General features: G+C 63.5%; 19 protein-coding genes and 1 riboswitch. Of the genes, 5 read left to right on the top strand and 14 right to left on the bottom strand.

Going from position 1 to position 17694, the window contains the following annotated elements:
* Positions 1 to 47: 47 nt before the first annotated feature.
* On the top strand, positions 48 to 1436 hold the full coding sequence (locus ACMYR2_RS00610; RefSeq protein WP_416193484.1) for an MFS transporter: 1389 nt from the start codon (positions 48 to 50) through the stop codon (positions 1434 to 1436).
* 183 nt (positions 1437 to 1619) lie between these two features.
* Here the strand turns inward: ACMYR2_RS00610 and ACMYR2_RS00615 are convergent, their stop codons facing one another.
* From ACMYR2_RS00615 to ACMYR2_RS00630, 4 genes are all read right to left on the bottom strand, one after another.
* Complete coding sequence (locus tag ACMYR2_RS00615) at positions 1620 to 2276, bottom strand: cytochrome c (RefSeq protein ID WP_347264953.1); 657 nt, start codon at positions 2274 to 2276, stop codon at positions 1620 to 1622.
* A gap of 46 nt (positions 2277 to 2322) precedes the next feature.
* Complete coding sequence (gene purH / locus ACMYR2_RS00620; RefSeq protein ID WP_347264952.1) at positions 2323 to 3915, bottom strand: bifunctional phosphoribosylaminoimidazolecarboxamide formyltransferase/IMP cyclohydrolase; 1593 nt, start codon at positions 3913 to 3915, stop codon at positions 2323 to 2325.
* Between the two features lie 22 nt (positions 3916 to 3937).
* Positions 3938 to 4018, bottom strand: a riboswitch (ZMP/ZTP riboswitch).
* A gap of 72 nt (positions 4019 to 4090) precedes the next feature.
* Entirely contained in the window at positions 4091 to 5845 is a 1755-nt protein-coding gene (locus tag ACMYR2_RS00625; protein WP_347264951.1) for a heparinase II/III family protein, read from the bottom strand.
* A gap of 126 nt (positions 5846 to 5971) precedes the next feature.
* The gene (locus ACMYR2_RS00630; RefSeq protein WP_416193485.1) at positions 5972 to 7324 is read right to left on the bottom strand and encodes an RsmB/NOP family class I SAM-dependent RNA methyltransferase; all 1353 of its coding nucleotides are present in this window, start codon (positions 7322 to 7324) and stop codon (positions 5972 to 5974) included.
* Positions 7325 to 7512: 188 nt separating this feature from the next.
* Here ACMYR2_RS00630 and ACMYR2_RS00635 point away from each other — a divergent pair, with 188 nt between their 5' ends.
* Positions 7513 to 7728 (top strand): succinate dehydrogenase assembly factor 4, encoded by a 216-nt coding sequence (locus ACMYR2_RS00635; protein ID WP_347264949.1) that lies wholly within the window; start codon positions 7513 to 7515, stop codon positions 7726 to 7728.
* Positions 7729 to 7799: 71 nt separating this feature from the next.
* Positions 7800 to 8378 (top strand): thermonuclease family protein, encoded by a 579-nt coding sequence (locus ACMYR2_RS00640; protein ID WP_347264948.1) that lies wholly within the window; start codon positions 7800 to 7802, stop codon positions 8376 to 8378.
* Positions 8379 to 8402: 24 nt separating this feature from the next.
* On the opposite strand, the gene pyrE is transcribed toward ACMYR2_RS00640, so the two are convergent.
* From pyrE to ACMYR2_RS00660, 4 genes are all read right to left on the bottom strand, one after another.
* Entirely contained in the window at positions 8403 to 8966 is a 564-nt protein-coding gene (gene pyrE / locus ACMYR2_RS00645) for an orotate phosphoribosyltransferase (RefSeq protein WP_347264947.1), read from the bottom strand.
* A gap of 166 nt (positions 8967 to 9132) precedes the next feature.
* Positions 9133 to 9651: a L,D-transpeptidase gene (locus tag ACMYR2_RS00650; protein ID WP_347264946.1), complete on the bottom strand. Its 519-nt coding sequence runs from the start codon at positions 9649 to 9651 to the stop codon at positions 9133 to 9135.
* A 222-nt stretch (positions 9652 to 9873) separates the two neighbouring features.
* Entirely contained in the window at positions 9874 to 11505 is a 1632-nt protein-coding gene (locus tag ACMYR2_RS00655; protein WP_416193486.1) for a lysine--tRNA ligase, read from the bottom strand.
* A gap of 42 nt (positions 11506 to 11547) precedes the next feature.
* Positions 11548 to 12483 (bottom strand): transporter substrate-binding domain-containing protein, encoded by a 936-nt coding sequence (locus ACMYR2_RS00660; protein WP_416193487.1) that lies wholly within the window; start codon positions 12481 to 12483, stop codon positions 11548 to 11550.
* 96 nt (positions 12484 to 12579) lie between these two features.
* Here ACMYR2_RS00660 and ACMYR2_RS00665 point away from each other — a divergent pair, with 96 nt between their 5' ends.
* A complete protein-coding gene (locus ACMYR2_RS00665) occupies positions 12580 to 13137 on the top strand; it encodes a hypothetical protein (protein ID WP_416193488.1) in 558 nt (185 codons plus the stop codon).
* On the opposite strand, the gene ACMYR2_RS00670 is transcribed toward ACMYR2_RS00665, so the two are convergent.
* The 3 genes from ACMYR2_RS00670 to ACMYR2_RS00680 form a co-directional block, all read right to left on the bottom strand.
* A protein-coding gene (locus ACMYR2_RS00670) for an IS3 family transposase (RefSeq protein WP_416192834.1) occupies positions 13044 to 14179 on the bottom strand; the annotation gives its coding sequence in 2 pieces (ribosomal slippage) (positions 13044 to 13909 and positions 13909 to 14179; 1137 coding nt in all). The genes ACMYR2_RS00665 and ACMYR2_RS00670 overlap by 94 nt on opposite strands.
* Complete coding sequence (locus tag ACMYR2_RS00675) at positions 14151 to 14492, bottom strand: Panacea domain-containing protein (RefSeq protein WP_416194138.1); 342 nt, start codon at positions 14490 to 14492, stop codon at positions 14151 to 14153. Before ACMYR2_RS00675 ends, ACMYR2_RS00670 begins: the two co-directional genes overlap by 29 nt.
* Positions 14493 to 14667: 175 nt before the next feature.
* Positions 14668 to 15126, bottom strand: coding sequence for a hypothetical protein (locus ACMYR2_RS00680; RefSeq protein ID WP_347264827.1), 459 nt, complete (start codon positions 15124 to 15126; stop codon positions 14668 to 14670).
* Positions 15127 to 15220: 94 nt separating this feature from the next.
* Between ACMYR2_RS00680 and ACMYR2_RS00685 the strand changes: the two genes are divergently transcribed.
* Positions 15221 to 15886 carry a glycosyltransferase family 2 protein gene (locus ACMYR2_RS00685; protein ID WP_416193489.1) on the top strand — a complete coding sequence of 222 codons (666 nt, stop codon included), beginning with the start codon at positions 15221 to 15223 and terminating at the stop codon, positions 15884 to 15886.
* Between the two features lie 100 nt (positions 15887 to 15986).
* Here the strand turns inward: ACMYR2_RS00685 and ACMYR2_RS00690 are convergent, their stop codons facing one another.
* The 3 genes from ACMYR2_RS00690 to ACMYR2_RS00700 all read right to left on the bottom strand — a co-directional run bounded on the left by ACMYR2_RS00690 (position 15987) and on the right by ACMYR2_RS00700 (position 17454).
* On the bottom strand, positions 15987 to 16580 hold the full coding sequence (locus tag ACMYR2_RS00690) for an SCO family protein (protein WP_347264825.1): 594 nt from the start codon (positions 16578 to 16580) through the stop codon (positions 15987 to 15989).
* Between the two features lie 77 nt (positions 16581 to 16657).
* Complete coding sequence (locus ACMYR2_RS00695; RefSeq protein WP_347264824.1) at positions 16658 to 16906, bottom strand: hypothetical protein; 249 nt, start codon at positions 16904 to 16906, stop codon at positions 16658 to 16660.
* 86 nt (positions 16907 to 16992) lie between these two features.
* Positions 16993 to 17454: a hypothetical protein gene (locus ACMYR2_RS00700; RefSeq protein WP_347264823.1), complete on the bottom strand. Its 462-nt coding sequence runs from the start codon at positions 17452 to 17454 to the stop codon at positions 16993 to 16995.
* Positions 17455 to 17694 lie beyond the last annotated feature (240 nt).

Here is a 17694-nt window from a genome sequence, read left to right on the forward strand (position 1 = left end):
ACGCCTCACGCGATTCGACGAAACATATCGAGCATGAACATATCGGCATGGCGGTGACGACAGCCTTACCGGCAGACGGCGCGGAACCCGGAGAGCGCTATGCCTCCCGCGCCGCCATCAACAGCTGGATCATGTTCGATTGGGCGGCGCAGCCCTATTTCACGCTGATCACGACCTTCGTGTTCGCGCCGTACTTCGCGACTTTCGTGGCGGCGACCCCGGCCGAGGGGCAATCACTGTGGGGATTTGCGACCGGCGCCGCCGGCCTCGTGATCGCGCTCGCCTCGCCGGTGCTGGGCGCGATCGCCGACGCCAACGGCCGGCGCAAGCCATGGATCGCGGCCTTCGGCGCGCTGCTGGTGATCGGCTCCAGCCTGATGTGGCTCGGCAAGCCCGGCGACGCCGGCGTGATCCTGCCGCTGCTGATCGCCTACGGCATCGCCACCATCGGCGTCGAGTTCGCCACCGTGTTCAACAACGCGATGATGCCGTCGCTGGTGCCGCCGCACAGGATCGGCCGCCTGTCGGGGACCGGATGGGCCACCGGCTATGTCGGCGGCATCCTCAGCCTGATCCTGGTGCTGGGTTTCCTCGCCGCCAATCCCACAACCGGCAAGACGCTGTTCGGCATGACGCCGCTGTTCGGCCTCGATCCCGTCACCCACGAGGGCGATCGAATCACCGGCCCGCTGACGGGACTCTGGTTCGTGATTTTCGTCCTGCCGATGTTCCTGCTGACGCCTGATCTTCCGGCGAAACGCTCGGTGCGGATGGCGCTGCGCGAAGGGCTGATCGAGTTGCGCGGCACGCTGCGCGAGCTGCCGCAACGGCGATCGCTGGCGACCTTCCTGCTCGCCAACATGATCTATACCGACGGGCTGGTGTCGCTGTTCGCGTTCGGCGGCATCTATGCCGCAGGCACCTTCGGCTGGCACACCATCGAGATCGGAACGTTCGGGATGCTGCTGGCGATCGCCGGCGCGCTCGGCGCGTGGATCGGCGGCAAGCTCGACGACCGGGTCGGGCCGAAGGCCGTTATCGCGACCAGCATGACGGTCTTGTTGTTGTCCATCGTCATGATCCTGATGGTGGACAAGGACTCGATCCTGTTCGTGAGCGTGACGCCTCCCGTGCCCGGCGGCGGCTTGTTCGCCGCACCGGCGGAGAAGGCCTATCTCATCCTCGGATGCCTGATCGGCGGCGCCGGCGGGCCGTTGCAGGCCGCCTCGCGCACGCTGCTGATCCGGATGGCGCCCAAGGATCGCATCACCCAGTTCTTCGGCTTGTTCGCGCTGACCGGAAAAGTGACGTCGTTCGTCGGTCCGCTGCTGATCGGCTTCATCACCGCCGTCACCGCAAGCCAGAAAGCGGGCATGGCGGTGCTGGTGCTGTTCTTCGTCGCCGGGCTTGCGCTGCTGTCGCGCGTGCGGGATTAAAGCGTTCTCAAGCGAAATGGACACCTGTTCGCGTGAAGAAAGCGCGTCAAATCAATATCATGGAGCCTCGCTTCTGATTCAATCAGAAGCGATCATGCTCTAGAAATTATTGTCTGGTCGCATTTTCTTGCGGCGAACCGGTATCCACTTCGCCGGAAAATGCTCTAGCCGCCCGCATGCGGATCACGGCTTGGCTTCGGGAGCCGGAGCCGATGCGGCGATGGGCAGGCTCTCGTAATAGGCGGCGACGCTTTTGATCTGATCGTCGCTCAGCCTGTTCGCGACATCGGCCATCACGCCACCGGAATCGTTCTTGCGATCACCGGCTTTCCATGACCGAAGCGTTTTCTCGATATAGAGCGCCGATTGTCCCGCGAGGCGCGGGAAATCCGCTCCCGCGCCGAGGCCCTCGGCACCATGGCACTGTCCACACCCCTGCAGGTCTTTCGACGGATCACCGTTCGCAGCAAGCTCCGCTCCGGCCGCGATCACGGCTCGATCGGCCGGCGTGGTTTGGGGTTTCGGCGCCGTCATGCCCGCATAGTAGCTGGCGAGCGCCTTGCTTTCGTCGTCCGACAGATCCGATGCGATCATCAGCATGATGCGGTTTCGGCGCGTGCCGTTCTTGAAACTTGCGAGCTGGCGTTCAAAGTAGCCGGCATCAAGACCAGCCAGGCGTGGAATGCCCCGCACCGGCTGTCCTTCTCCGTTCCTGCCGTGACACGGCGTGCAGGATGTCGCTCTGCCGGGCGGCTTGGTGATGCCCTTGCCGTCGTCCGCGAGCACAGGCAGCGACGACACGCCGACGAAGAGCAGCGCTCCGCCTATCACCGATCTCATCTGTTTGGTTCGGTCTTTCATCTCAAGGTGCCGGGTTGCACTTTCCTCAGTGACGGAAATGACGAACGCCGGTGAACACCATGGCGATGCCATGCTCGTCGGCGGCCTTGATCACTTCCTCGTCGCGCATGGAGCCGCCCGGCTGGATGACTGCGGTGGCGCCGGCCTCGACGCAGGCGAGCATGCCGTCGGCGAACGGAAAGAACGCATCCGACGCCACGACCGAGCCTTTGGTCAGGGGCTCGGCGAGCTTCAGATCGCGCGCCGCATCTTCCGCCTTGCGCGCGGCGATGCGCGCGGAATCGACGCGGCTCATCTGACCCGCGCCAATGCCGACGGTGGCGAGGTCCCTGGCATAGACGATGGTGTTCGACTTGACGTGCTTGGCGACGCGGAAGGCGAACCGCAGGTCGCGCATCTCGGCCTCGGTCGGCGCGCGCCTGGTCGCGACCTTCAGCGGCATATCATCAATGACGGCATTGTCGCGGCCCTGCACCAGAAGCCCGCCGGCGACCGTCTTCGCGGTCAGTCCGCGCGCGCGCGGATCGGGCAGGCCGCCGGCCAGCAATAGCCGCAGGTTCTTGCGCTTGCCGATGATGGCGATCGCTTCATCGGTCGCATCCGGCGCGATGATGACTTCAGTGAAGATGCCGGCCACCGCATTGGCCGCATCGGCGTCGATGGTGCGGTTGAAGGCGATGATGCCGCCATAGGCCGAGGTCTGGTCACAGGCGAGCGCCCGGCGATAGGCCTCGGTGAGGCTTGAGCCTTCCGCGACGCCGCAGGGGTTGGCGTGCTTGATGATGACGCAGGCCGCGGTTCGCGCGGCGTCGAATTCGGCGACGCACTCGAAAGCTGCATCGGTGTCGTTGATGTTGTTGTAGGACAGTTCCTTGCCCTGCAACTGCCGCGCGGTGGCCACGCCTGCGCGCCGCTCCGGCGTGCGATAGAACGCGGCGGTCTGGTGCGGATTCTCGCCATAGCGCAACGTCTGCGCGAGACGGCCGCCGACGGCGCGATAGTCGGGCGCATCGGTATCAAGCTGCACCGCGAACCAGTTGGAGATCGCCGCATCATAAGCGGCGGTCCGGGCGTAGGCTTTCGCGGCGAGACGCTTGCGCAAGCTCAACGTCGTCGCGCCCGCATTGGCCCTGAGTTCGTCAAGCACGGCCTGATAGTCCTGCGGTTCGACCACGACCGCGACGTCATCATGGTTTTTTGCGGCGGCGCGAATCATCGCGGGGCCGCCGATGTCGATATTCTCGATGCAGTGCTCGTAGGCGGCGCCTTTATCGACCGTTGACTCGAACGGATAGAGATTGACGACCAGCAGATCGATCGGGGCGATGCCGTGGTCCTTCATAGCCTTCGCATGATCGGCGTGGTCGCGGATGGCGAGCAGGCCGCCATGCACCTTCGGATGCAGCGTCTTGACCCTGCCGTCCATCATTTCCGGGAAGCCCGTGAGGTCGGAAACATCGCTGACTTTCAATCCTGCCGCCGCGATGGCCCTGGCGGTGCCGCCGGTCGAGACCAGCTCGATGCCCAGGCCGGCCAACGCGCGGGCGAACTCGGTCAGGCCGGTCTTGTCGGAAACGGAAAGCAAGGCGCGCATCACGCGGCGGGGTCGGTCGGTCATGGGCAAGCCTCTGTCTGAGGAAAACTTGTGCCCAGGCGCGCGGCGGATATCTCCCGCGCTTCCCGATGGTGCTCCATCCAAGTCGCCAGTCGCGCGAGCAAACGCTGGTTAACAGCTTTCGCCGCCATTCACAACGGCCAGGCTTTAGATGGATAAAGCCGAACGTGTATGTGCCCTATAGCGGCAATTCAGGCTCGCGACGTGCCTGACGGCGGGCATTGGTGGCCGCGGCCGAGTTGGCCGAACGCACGAAGCCCCAGCGCACCCGGGAGACTTCCCGCGCGTTCTGGTGGATCACGATCTGCACGGTGCGCCGTGGACCGTCGTTGCCGGCGAGAAAAACGCTGTCCTCAAGCTCGACCCGGTCTTGAGCAGCCTCGAACGTCCAGACCTCGCGGTTCGGCAAGACCAGCATCACCCCATGCGCATCATCGAGGCGAGTAGCCTTGACGGACGGATGCAGGTGAAACCGCAACGCGTAGCGAATCTGGCTGCCTTTGATGCGACCGCCGGGGGCTGGCTCCAGCATGTCCTCGCCCTCCAGCCGCGAGCCGTCATGCGCCATCGTCAGCACGCGCCGGTGGATCAGGCCAAACCGCGCGAGATAGCCGTCGTGCGAAGCCGTCAGCCGCTCGCCGCCGTCGATGGTCTCGCGAAGGCTTTCGACATGGGACGGACCACTGACGATCGGCGCCCCCTGGAGCAGCCGCTTCATCGCCGACTGTTCGACGAACTGACACGAGGATGTCTGATGGCAGACCAGCGTGGAATGCGCGGCGGTCGAGCGCGCGAACACGCGCCACGTGTCGCGGCCGGTCGAGGACATTCCGCAGTTGGTGACGATCCGGTTCAGTCCGGAGGATAGCTCGAACGACAGACAGCCGGCATGCGCCTCCTCGCTGAGGTTCGGCGGCGGCGGCGGCCCGGCATCGACGATCAGGATCGTCGCGCCGGCGTCGATCCGCTGGAAGCCCGTGTGCGGCATGCTGGCCATCGGTATGCCGCGGGTGTCGTCATAGGCCAGCAGCGTCGCCAGCAGGTCGGACGGCGTGCTGCTCATGCCGTTGAACAGCGCGAAGCCGCCGTCGCCGTGACGGAAGAAGCGCAGCATCGGCATCATGCGGTCGATGGCGTTCAAGAGCGCCGGCGGCGGCGCGATGTTGCGCGCGGCGAAGGTCTGGCGCAGCGGCAGCAGATCGATCAGCAGTTCGATCAGCGCGCCGGGATTGCGCGAGACATGACCGCCGTCGGGCAGGATTTGCCGCCGCAGTTCCTCGGACAGCTTGCGGGTGGCGCCGCGGATGGTGCGGGCCTGATTGGCAAGGCACAGCGAGGCGTAACACAGCGCGATCACGACCTGCAGCCGCGACACGCCGTCAGGCGCGTCGTGCAGACCGAAACGCAGCAAACGGATGTCGCGGGCAAGCGCGCGCAGATAGCGGCGGTAGAATTTTCCATCCGCGTCGCCGAGCACGAGCGGGGCCTGCGACAGCAGCGAGATCACGCGCCGCGACATGATGTCGGCGCGACGGCCCGCAGCCCGCCTGCGCGCCGGATTCGAGATCCAGTCCTCCACCAGCGATCGCGCATTGGCGCGGGTGATCGCGGTGTCGGCGGCGCGCAGATGCCGCAGCCAGCCAAAACCCAGCAGGGCGGCTTCCCAGTCCTCGGACGGCGGTTCGAGGTCGAAGACCGAGCGGGAGTGGCAGGTGACGATCTTGCCCGCGAACACGAAGCGGCCGGCATAAATCTCGGCGGCGCGGGTCGCGTCGGCCGTTCGAAGGTCGTGCGGCGCGATGGTCAGGCGGTCGGCGCGGCCGGGCCACAGCCGCGACAGCGCCGCGGGCCCGTCGCCGGCGCGCGCCATCGTCCGGCGCGCGAAACGGCTGACGACCAGAGTTGAAATGCGTCTGCGATGAGCGACCGACACGCGCGCCTTCGATATGAGGATTGCCGCGAATCCCTTTGCGGAGATGGGGACTGAACCCTTTTAATCCGTAAAGGCCGGCAACGCACCATCTTGAAATGCCGAGAATCTCCGCTTCCGCCTTGCGAATCAGGATCTGGTCAATCGCGCCGCGTAGAAGCCGTCTAATCCGCCGAGCGTGGGATCATCATGCGCAAGATGGCAGGGCAGCGTGCGCAGATCGCCCGCGGGCGTCACGATATCCGCGAGCCCCGCCACTTCGTCCGCGCTGACCGGCACGCGCCGGATCCCCGTATCGGACGCCAGCAGCGCAGCAACGACCTGTTCGCCCTCCTCGGGCTCCAGCGAACAGGTGCAGTAGACCAGCGTTCCGCCGGGCCTGAGCAGCGTGATCGCCCTGTTGAGAAGCCTTTGCTGCAAGGCGGTCAGCGCCGCGATATCGGAATCCTGCTTGAGCCAGGCCACGTCCGGATGACGGCGGATGGTGCCGGTCGCGGAACAAGGCGCGTCGACGAGCACGCCGTCGAAACCCTCGCCCGCGGCGTCATCCTGCCATTCGATGGCGTCGGCCACGAGCGATCGCGCGTTCAGCGAGAGACGGTCGAGATTTTCGCGCAGCCGCGCCACCCGGTTCGGCGACCGGTCGATCGCGGTCACCTCCGCGCCGGCCTGCGCGAGCTGGGCGGTCTTGCCGCCGGGCGCCGCGCAGAGGTCGATGACCCGCCGTCCCCTGATGTCGCCGAACAGGCGCGCGGGCAGCGCGGCGGCGGCGTCCTGGACCCACCACTGCCCCTCGGAAAATCCCGGCAGCATCGTCACCGAGCCTTGCAACGAGGTGCGAACGGTCCCGGTCGGCAAGGTTTCACCGTGCAGCCGCGTCGCCCAGTGAGCCGCGTTCGCCTTGACGGTGAGATCGAGGGCCGGCTCATGGCTGAGCGCAGCGGCAATCGCCTTCGCCGCGCTCTCGCCGTAGTGCCCGTTCCAGCGCGCCATCAGCCATGGCGGCGTATCCAGCGACTCCGAGCGGACCTCATCGATCAGGGACTGGCCTTCCCGCGCGCAACGGCGCAACACCGCGTTGACCAGTCCGGCATATTTCGCCGCGCGGCGATCGGATTGCACCAGCCGCACCGACAGATCGACCGCGGCATGATCCGGAACGTCCATCCACAGAATCTGCGCCGCCCCGATCAGAAGCGCGCTCTGCGCGCGCGGCGCATCGGTCGGAATGCCGCGATCGAGCAGCCGCGACAGCAAATGGCCGAGGGTTCCGAGCCGGCGCAGGATCGTCGCCACCAGGCGTCGCATCAAGGCGCGGTCGCGGTCGGCGAGCGCTTTCAGGCCGGGATGCGCGGTCGGGCCTTCGAGCTGTTCATCGAGGGTGCGCCGCTTATGCAGGACGCCGTCAAGGATATCCGCTGCGATGCGCCGGGCCGCGAGGCCCGGAGCCTCGGTCGGCGGCGCGAATCTGGTGGACGGCATGAGGCAGGCACATCGCTTAAGGGAAACAGGGACGGTGGACGCATTTGCTGTACGCCTGCCGCGGCGGATTCGTGGCATGCGAATATGCCAAATATAAGGATCGTCACCGTCTTCGCGCTTTTCGCGGCATGATCCGTGGAGATGATTTTTCATGCGATATGTTCGTCGCGCCGATCGGAGGAGGTGGCATGACCAATGAACCTTCCGCGTCATCGCGGACCGGAGAGACCAGCCCCCGCAAGCAGCTTTCTCCAGCGGCCCGGCGCGCGCTCGCAGAAGCCGAGGCCCGCCGCGCCGCGCAGACCGATGCGTCAGCGCCGCCCAAAGAGGTTCAAGGGCCGAAGGGTCCCGAGCCGACCCGGTTCGGCGACTGGGAACGCGGCGGCATCGCATCGGATTTCTGAAGCCCGCTTTTCGTTACGGGCGCTGCTCGCGCAGGCTTGCCGGACGGCGCGACTCGCTCTATGCTAGGAATATGTACCCATACAGCAGAATAAATGCATGGTCCGGGCCTCGCTGGCGCAATCTGGTGTCGCCGGTTCTGCCGTGGATCTTTATCGTGGGCGTGGCGGCCGGAACCATGCTCCCGATCCGGAGCTGGATCGCCGGACCTCAGGAGGTCGTCACCCCCCGAACGCCGACGGAGACACGGGCGATCTGGGCTCGCGCCGCCGATGCGGCGGGGCGGCACCAGGTCGAGGTGATCAGGACGATCGACGGCGATACCTTCGAAGCGCTGGTGCATTTATGGCCCGGCCTCGACATGACGACGCGGGTGCGGCTGCGCGGCATCGACACGGCGGAAATGAAAGCCTCGTGCGCCGAAGAATTTCGGCTGGCGAAAGCCGCCGGCGCCCGGTTGCGCGATCTGCTCGGCGAGGGCGGCGTCACCATCGCCAATATCGGCCCCGACAAATATCAGGGGCGCGTGGTCGCCGATGCCGCGACGGCGCGAACGCCGGACATCTCGGCGGCGATGCTGGCGAGCGGCCACGCCCGCGTCTATCACGGCGGCCGTCGCCAAAGCTGGTGCAACGGCGCGGGCCGGTTCTGACCGGGCATCTTTCAGAAAGAGGCGTTACGAAGCCAGGAATTCTTCCGCCTTGAACAGCGAATCGAATTCAATGTTTTTCTCTTTATAGAGAACGACCGCTCCTTCGCCCCTGTCGACGATCGACAGAACCATCACGACTTCCGCGCCCTCGGCCTGCGCGGCCGAGACCGCGATCATGGCGGACGCGCCGCTTGTCGTGACATCCTCCAGGATGACGACCCTCTTGCCGCGAAGGTCATCGACAGGAAGGCCCTCGATGAGCTTCCTGGTTCCGTGCTTCTTGACGTCCTTGCGAACGAAAAAGCCGGGAAGCGGTTCATTCCTGACGTGGCTGAGAAGGCTGACGGTCGAAATCAGCGGAACCGCTCCCATCTCCAGCCCGCCGATATAATCGATGCCCTTGCCGGAAAGTCGCGCCAGAATGAGTTCGGACAGGACATGGGCCCCTTCAGGAGACAGCATGGTCGGCTTCATGTCGAAGTAGAACGTGCTGGTTTTGCCGGAAGCCAGTTTGATGTCGCCGCGGCCGAATGATCTGGTCTTGATGATCTCGAACGCCCTTTGGCGAACTTGTATGTCTTCAGGCATGGCTGCGGGCTCGGTCGGTATGAAGTGAAACTGTCGTGCCGGATGGAGGGTCGCCGGTCTATACGCTCAACCCGTCGCCATGACAACGAACCAGACGATTCCTGTCGTTTGGTGATCGGGAATCCGGCGCAGTCGCGCGTCCTTGGTTGGCTGTAAATTAATCCGATCAGCGCTGCGTCACCACCACGGGCGTGCCGACCGACACGCGCCGGTACAGGTCGTCAATGTCGGCATTATACATGCGGATGCAGCCGTAGGACACGAAGCGGCCGATCGACCCCGGCCGGTTGGTGCCGTGAATGGCGTATTGCCCGCCGCCGGAGAGAGTCATCGCGGCGACGCCCATCGGATTCGCCGGCGAACCGCCCGCGATCACGTCCGCAATTCTCGGATTGTCGCGTTTGACATCCGCCGGCGGCGACCATGCCGGGTTGCGATATTTGCCTTCGATCTGCGCGGTGCCGGTCCATTGCTTGCCTGCCCTGCCGACTCCGACAGGATACCGGAGAGCGCGGTCCGAATCGATGATCAGATACAGCCGGCGCTCGCTGGTTTTCACGACGATGGTGCCGGGCGCATAGCCGCCCTGGTAGCCGACCATATCGGGCCGCGCTTCGGCCGATGCGATCCCGAGCACGCCCGCTGCCCATATGGCGGCCAACACCACCGCAACCCGCGTCAACATTTTTCGCTCCAAACCTGCTTCAAAACACGTCCTGCTTCAAATCTGTTCGCATCACATGAACAAATGGAAAAAGACTCCGCCTTTTGATCGAGGATGATCTTATCCGAAAACCGTTCCACGTTGCGCGGGCGCGGTCCTTTCGGGTCGGGATCGTGCTCTAGAAATTATTGTCTGGTCGCATTTTCTTGCGGCGAACCGGTATCCACTTCGCCGGAAAATGCTCTAACTCGCCCGCGCCAATGCTCCGTCGATCATCGCGATGGCGTTCTGCACGCCGTAGACAGCGACGAAGGAGCCGAAGCGCGGTCCCTTCTCCTGACCGAGCAGCACCTGATAGAGCATGTTGAACCAGTCGAGCGAGACGCCGGGCCGTCCGTCCTTGGCGAGCTTCTTGTGATTGAGGAAGGGTTCGCGGCGGCCGATCTCGTAGACCGTGTTCTGGATGTCTTCGGCCGAAGCGTCCGCGGGCAGTTGCGACAACGCATCGCGCAGATCCTGCAACGCGGCGCGCTCGCTCGCGGCCGGCTCACGGAACGTTTTCGCCGGCGCCACGAAGTCGCGGTAATAGTTGATGGCGTAGCCGACCAGCGCATCGAGCTTCGGATGGCTTTGCGGCGTGACGCCCGGCCGGTAGCGGCCGATGAAGCCCCACAGGGTTTCGGCGTTCTCCGCGTTCGAGGACGAAACCAGCGTCAGCAGCAACTGGAACGTGACCGGCATGTCGGCTGCGGGCGGATGGCCGGCATGAATGTGCCAGACCGGATTGGCGAACTGCTGCCTCGCATCCTGACGCGGATACCCTTCGAGGAACTGCTGGTAGTCGTCGACGTTGCGCGGGATCACGTCGAAATGCAGCCGCTTCGCCGCCTTCGGTTCGCGGTACATGAACAGCGACAGCGATTCCGGCGAGGCGTAGCGCAACCACTCGTCGATGGTGAGCCCGTTGCCCTTCGACTTGGAAATCTTCTGGCCCTTGTCGTCGAGAAACAGTTCGTAGTTGAAGCCTTCCGGCGGCGTGCCGCCGAGCGCCGAACAGATTTTGCCGGACAGCTTGACCGAATCGATCAGATCCTTGCCGGCCATTTCGTAATCGACGCCGAGCGCGGTCCAGCGCATCGCCCAGTCCGGCTTCCATTGCAGTTTGCAATGCCCGCCGGTGACGGGGACCGTGACGCGCTCGCCGGTCTCGGAGTCATCGTATGAGACCGTGCCGGCCTTGGCGTCGTGCGCCGTTATCGGGACCTGCAGCACCACGCCGGTGCGCGGACAGATGGGGAGGAACGGCGAATAGCTCGCCGCGCGCTCCTCGCGCAGGGACGGCAGCATGATCGCCATCACCTTGTCGATCTTTTCGAGAACCTTCAGAAGCGTCGCGTCGAAGCGGCCCGAGGTGTAATAGGCGGTCGAACTGGCGAATTCGTAATCGAACCCGAAGGTGTCGAGGAACGCGCGCAGCCGGGCGTTGTTGTGCTCGCCGAAGCTCGGATGGGTGCCGAAGGGATCCGCCACCTTCGTCAGCGGCTTGCCGAGATCCCGCGCCAGCAGCTCCTTGTTGGGCACATTGTCCGGCACCTTGCGCAGGCCGTCCATGTCGTCGGAGAACGCCAGCAGCCGCGTCCTGATCCTGTCTTCGGTCAGCACGCGAAAGGCATGACGCACCATGGTGGTGCGCGCGACCTCGCCGAAGGTGCCGATATGCGGCAGGCCGGAGGGGCCGTAGCCGGTTTCGAACAGCACCTCGTCCTTCGGCGTCTTCTTCAGGCGCGCGACGATCTGCTTCGCCTGCTCGAATGGCCACGCATTGGATTGCTCGGCGAGCGCACGCAGATCGCTCGCTGATGGGACGTCAGACATTCTGCTCTCCATGGCGCGGCGTCTTCGGCTGCGCCACCAGTTCTAAAACGGACTGACGGAAAAATACCGCAGCCACAGATCGGTATAGCGGCCTTTCTCCCAGATTCGGAAGAGCGCCCAGTTCAGCGCCTGGCGCAGCACGTCATTACCCCTTTTCACGGCAATGCCGATGCCTTCGCCAAAATAGCGGCTTTCGATAAAGGGGCCGCCGCTGAACGCGCAGCAGCTTTCCGAATCGGTGCCGTTGATCCAGAACGCCAGTGAAATCGCGTCACCGAAAATGAAATCCACTTCGTTCTGCCGCAGCGCCTGCCGCAGCGCCTCGTCGTTCGGATAGCCGTGCAGTTCGGCGTCGGTGAAGAAAACCTTGAGATAGGCTTCGTGCGCGGACCCCGCGATGACGCCGACCTTCTTGCCCTCCAGATATTCGGGGCGCACCTCAACCATGACAGCGTCGCGCCGCGACACGAACCGGGCCGGCGTTCGATAGTAGGGATCGGTGAAATCGATACGCTTGCGCAACTCGGGGGTGACCGCGAGGGAGGCGATGATGGCGTCGCCGCGGTTGCTGGACAGCGCGTCCACCAGCGTCTCGAACCGCCGCATCTGAATCGTGCAGGTGACCTTGATCTCCTCGCACAGGGTGCGCGCCAGATCGACGTTGAAGCCGGCCGGCTTGCCGTCGGGACCGGTATAGTTGAAGGGTGGATAGTCGGTTTCCGTCAAGAACCGGATCACGGTGAGGCGCGACAGATCGGGGCGGTCGGGCCGGTGACGCGGATCCCAGAAGCCCGGCACGGCCTGCGGCGCAACAGCGGCGGCCGCCGAAGCGGAGGTCGTTGCGACCGCTTGCGCGCGCGCGCGGTCGAGCGCCGCCTCCGCGCCCAGCATCCAGCCGGCGGCCAGCAGACAACCTAGCGTGGTCGCGCCGCGGCGGATCAATCTCTCGTTGGCGGAAACGGTAATCTGTGGTTGCATGGACAGGGGCTTTTCGGACGGAGGGTTTTATAGACCATCCGGAACGGGACGCGAGTATCGTTTGCGTGGGGACGTGGCTTGGCGGGGCGGAATCACGTGGGGAACGGCGGCCGGGCCGGGGCATTCCGCCGTGCTGCGCCTGAGAGGCCGCCGCATCCTCCCGGCTTCTCTCCCGGTTTCGATGGCATCCCTGCCTCCAGCAACGACAATTGGCTGGACGACCCCGAACCCGGTCCGGCGATCGAACTGGACTGCCTGCGCCATATTCTTGCTCCGGCGCTGCTGAAGGCTGCCGAAGCGCGCGGCCAGGAAGTGGCTACCGGGGCGGATCAGGTACTGATCCGGTCGGGCGTCATTGGCGAGGAAGCTTATCTGCGAGCGCTTTCCTTTCAGAGCGGTCTTGCGATCGAGACCTTCGCCGAGGTTTCCCGCTCCGATTGCCCCCTGCCCGATCGTTACCTGTCCAGCGCCGCGCAACACGGGCTGCTTCCGCTGCGCCTGAGGTGGACCCGCTTGGTGAGACAGTTTGGCGGCCTGGCTAAGGTGGATCGGGTTCGTTTCTACGCCGCCAATTGCTCCGTCATTTCCGCCATAGCATGGACTTCGTCGGGCGTCCTGCCGGCGAAGGTCGAGTGCGGGCGTCGCCGGTTGTAATAGTCTATCCAGGAGCCGATGCCGCAGCGGGCTTGGCTTCCCGTTTCGAATGTGCTGAGGAAGACGCACTCATATTTGAGGCTGCGCCACAGTCGTTCGATGAAGACGTTGTCCATCCAGCGGCCGCGCCCGTCCATGGAGATGCGGATGCCGGCATCCTTCAGCGTCGTCGTGAAGGCGAAGCTAGTGAACTGCGAGCCTTGGTCGGTGTTGAAGATGTCGGGCCTGCCATGGCAGGCGATCGCCTCTTCGAGAGCGGCAACACAGAAGTCGGCATCCATCGTGTTCGACAACCGCCAGGCCAGGACCTTGCGGCTGAACCAGTCCATGATGGCCACGAGGTAAAGGAAGCCGCGCCGCATCGGGATATAGGTCACATCGGCACACCAAACGTGATCCGGCCGCTCGATCGCCAGGTGCCGCAGCAGGTAGGGATAGATGCGATGCTGCGGATGCGGCTCGCTGGTTCTCGGCGCCTGGTAGATCGGCGACAGACCGATCTTGCGCATCAGCCGCCGGACCCGCTTGCGACCCACGCACCAGCCCTGACGCCGCAGATGCCGGGCCATCTGCCGGGAGCCATACCAGGGCGTCTCCATGAAGGCCTCGTCGATGGTGCGCATCAGTTCGAGGTTCTCGGGCGTCTCGCCGGCGGGCTGTCGGTAGAACGACGCCCGCGAGATCGAGACCAGTTCGCACTGGCGGCGGATCGAGAGCCGGTTGTGATCGGGGTCAATCATCATTCTCCTCCGATCCAGGCTCAGCGATCGAAGGCCTTGGCCAAAAAATCCCGCTCAACGACAAGCTGGCCAATCTTGGCGTGCAGCTTGGTCACCTCGGCTTCCCGGCCGACCTGCGCATCAGCAGCCTTGTCGTCGAACGTCTTGGCCAGGTTCTCGATGGCCTGCCGTTTCCACTGCGTAATCTGGTTCGGATGAAGCTGGTGCTTTGTCGCCAGTTCCGAAATCGTCCGCTCGCCACGGATCGCCTCAAGCGCAACCTTGGCCTTGAACTCAGCCGTAAATCGTCTGCGTGTCTTCATACCGGATCGTCCTTTTCATCGGGCGATCCACCTTATGCCCCTGTCTCAGAAACCGGCACCACCTCACTGATCTTGACCCATAGATATCAAAAACTTGTTTTATGAGGGAGTTTTCGACCTCAACTAGCTGTTCCTGTCGTTGGCAGGACAAGGGTCCGCGAACTGGTTGGTCGCGATATTTGCTTATCGCCTTATATAAGCTTGGAATTACAGGTCCATACTTCCAAGCCTGAACCTCATCAACAATGAGGGGGACGCCATAAAGACCAAGCATCCAACCATGAGCAATATAGACGAGCTTCAGCAATTGCATCGGAGTTAGGGTATCGCCCTTTTCCGTGGCAATTTCCAAAAATCGGTTCGCGATGGTTAGGCTATCGTGCACGCGAATCCTCCACGCAAAACATATAGTAAATTCCGACCCAACAAGCCATAGGGGTTGACTCGACACAACCGAATCAACGTTAGCGAGGCTTTTGGTTCCTTATTTAGCTTAACGACCACAAAAGGTTGCCCCTGTGGTCCACTGCAAAACGGACAGCCGCACTCTCTTTGAGTATCCGAAGCGCCTTGCTGACCCGCCGTGTCAGGTCCGAGACGTACCTTCTGTCCCGCGCATCCTGACCGTTCAGAGCTACAATCCCTTGAGCTATTTCCCGGCTTCCTAGCGGTCGCGGCGCGTCTCGCAATTCATCCAAGATCGCCCGAGTTAGCTCGCCACGACCAAAAAGGACTTGCCGCTTCTGGCGCGGCATTTCCGCGTCCAGATCGCCGGTATATCCGAGCGTACCTAAAACACGGTCTAGTGCGCCAATGTCATTCTTGATCTCCGCCATCCGGTCACGGATGCGCTCTGCCTCGTTGAACAGATCGGCACGCTTTTTCAGCAAGCCGGAAATCGTGTGCTCGTAGGTCTCGGTGCGAGCAAGGCGGGTGGTGTCTGGCATGCCGCATTGTGTGACTCACACAGGGAAACCGCCATCCGTCTCTTGGTGAGTTTGCTACCTAATACCGCACTTCCGCACCGCGGTCCTTCGCGAGGTGGGCGGCTGGGATGCCTACAACGTCACCGAGGATGCCGACCTCGGCTTTCGGCTGGCGCGCTTCGGCTATCGATCGACCACCTTCGCGTCGACGACTTTCGAGGAGGCGCCCGCGCGTTTCGGCGGATGGCTGCGCCAGCGCTCGCGCTGGATGAAGGGCTGGATGCAGACCTGGAGCGTGCATATGCGCCAGCCACGGCGGCTATGGAAGGAGGCGGGCGCGAAGGGATTCTTGACTCTGAACACCATCATCGGCGGCAACGTGTTGACCGCTTTGACCTTTCCGGTCCTCGTCATCGATATGGCGTTGCGCTCGCTGGAAGGCGCTGGCAGCGAATTTTGCGCGGGCACGGTCACGCCGCTGCATCTGACGACGATCGCCGCCGGGTTCGTCTCCACCATCGTGGTGGGCCTGATGGGCCTTGCCCGGCGCGGGCAATTGAGGCAGGGCTGGATCCTGGCGTTGACGCCGATTTATTGGGCCTGTCTTTCGATCGCGGCCTGGCGCGCGCTGTATCAACTGCTGAGCGAGCCATACAGGTGGGAAAAGACCGAACACGGCCTTTCCCCGCAAATCAGATCGGCCGCCGCTTCCCGGACGCCCGAGCGCGATGAAGAGACGTGTGACGCGGTTTTCCGCCCGCAGTCCGCTCTCAAATATTAGAGTGTTTTCGAGCGGAGCGGATCGTTCATGATTCTGGTTCGGTTTGATCCAAAATCATCGTGATCCAATCCCACTGCGTGACCGCGCGACGGCGGCAGCGCTACAGATAACGTTTCAGATCGGCGGCGGCCGCTTCAGCCGGGCGTTTGAGATCGAACGACGAAACGAAGCGGCCGTTGCGGTCCATCAGATAGATCAGCGCGGTATGATCCATCGAATAGCCGCCATCCTTCAGCGGGACCTTTTTTGCGTAGACCCGAAATACGGACAAGGCTTTCTCGACGGCGGCCTGATCGCCAGTCAGGCCTTTCAGACGCGGATCGAAGCTCGACAGATAGCTTTTCATCGTGTCCTGGGTATCGCGCTCCGGATCGACGGTGATGAAATAGGCGTTGACGCGGTCGGCGTCCGAACCCATCACCCGCAACACCTCCGACATCTCGAACAGCGAGGTCGGGCAGACATCGGGACAATGAGTATAGCCGAAGAAAACGATCGTCGGACGACCGACCATGTCCTTCTCGGTGACGGTCTGGCCGGTCTGGTCGGTCAGTTTGAACGGGCCACCGATCGACGCCGCCGGGGGCGTGCTGGCGAGTCCGCCGAGCAGCCACATCACCACCGTGAGACCGACGACAAGGCTGCCGGCAAAGGCCGCAAACAGGATCAGCGGACGGACGAATCTATTTGACATCGGGTATCGTATCCTCGGTGTCGCGGTTCCGAAGGCCGCTTGTTCTTGCATCGACCCTCGGAACTTGCGGAACGGGCCTAGCGCGGCGGCCGGTCAAATGGAATCAGGGCCGCCGCTCCAGTTAATTGATTGAGCATCGGATTTATCCCGAAACCGGTTCCCACTTTCGGGTCCGATGCTCTAGAGCGTTTTCGAGCGAGGTGAAAGACCTGCTCGCGCGAAGAAAACGCCATGGTGGCGGGCGGCGAGACCGAAAAAGCGTGCGTCTCGATGACCACGGCGGTTCGGCCGCGCCCACAGCGCCCTGCCAGCAGGGTGGGGTTCAAATAAGGCCAGTCCCGCCCTTAAGGCAAGCGCAACCCGGCGCGATCACGTTGTGATGATTTGGCGTGCGATGAATGGCGATGCGCCGTCAGCGCGCCGAAGAGGCCTGCGCGTCGAGGTAGCACGGACGGTACATGTCAGCGAGTTGGCGGCCCCGCAGGAAAATCATGCGCTTTGTCAGGCCGCCGCGCTGCTTGATCCAGCGCTGCACCGCGGAAGGGTACATCGAATACAGCATATGGGTCGCTTCGGAGTTGATCACGGTGCGGCCGTTCGATCCGAGATCCCAGGCGGCATGAAACCCGAGAGCCGCGTGGGACGTCACGCAAATCCTGTCATGCGGGACCGTGCCGAGAACGATGGTGCAGGCCGATGCGCACAGGCCATCGATGATGACGGACTGGCCGGAACTGCGAACGGCTTCAAATTTATCGATGTAGGTTCCGATCCGGCCGCCCCGATCCTCGCCGATCCGGACCACGGCGTGACTCGCGGCAACCTGCCCCAATACGAACACGGCTGCGAGCAATCCAGTCACGACCCTCGTCATCTGCCCCGGCGCCAATCTTCGAACCCGTTAGATCACAATGATTCTGACCGAATCGATCCAGGATCATGAACATGATCGATTCCAGTATGTAAGACCTCATGCGAGGCCACGGCCCGCAGCCTCCGGCGCTCCGGACGTTTTGTCCAGACCATCGCGCGCTCTGAAATCAGATTCAAATCCAGTGTTGCCGACGCGCTGCACTTTCAGAAAAGTGGAGCGGGTGAGCATTTCCTTGCCGCG

Origin of the sequence: Nitrobacter sp. TKz-YC01 (assembly GCF_047824785.1) — a bacterium.
In the GTDB taxonomy this organism is placed as follows: domain Bacteria; phylum Pseudomonadota; class Alphaproteobacteria; order Rhizobiales; family Xanthobacteraceae; genus Nitrobacter.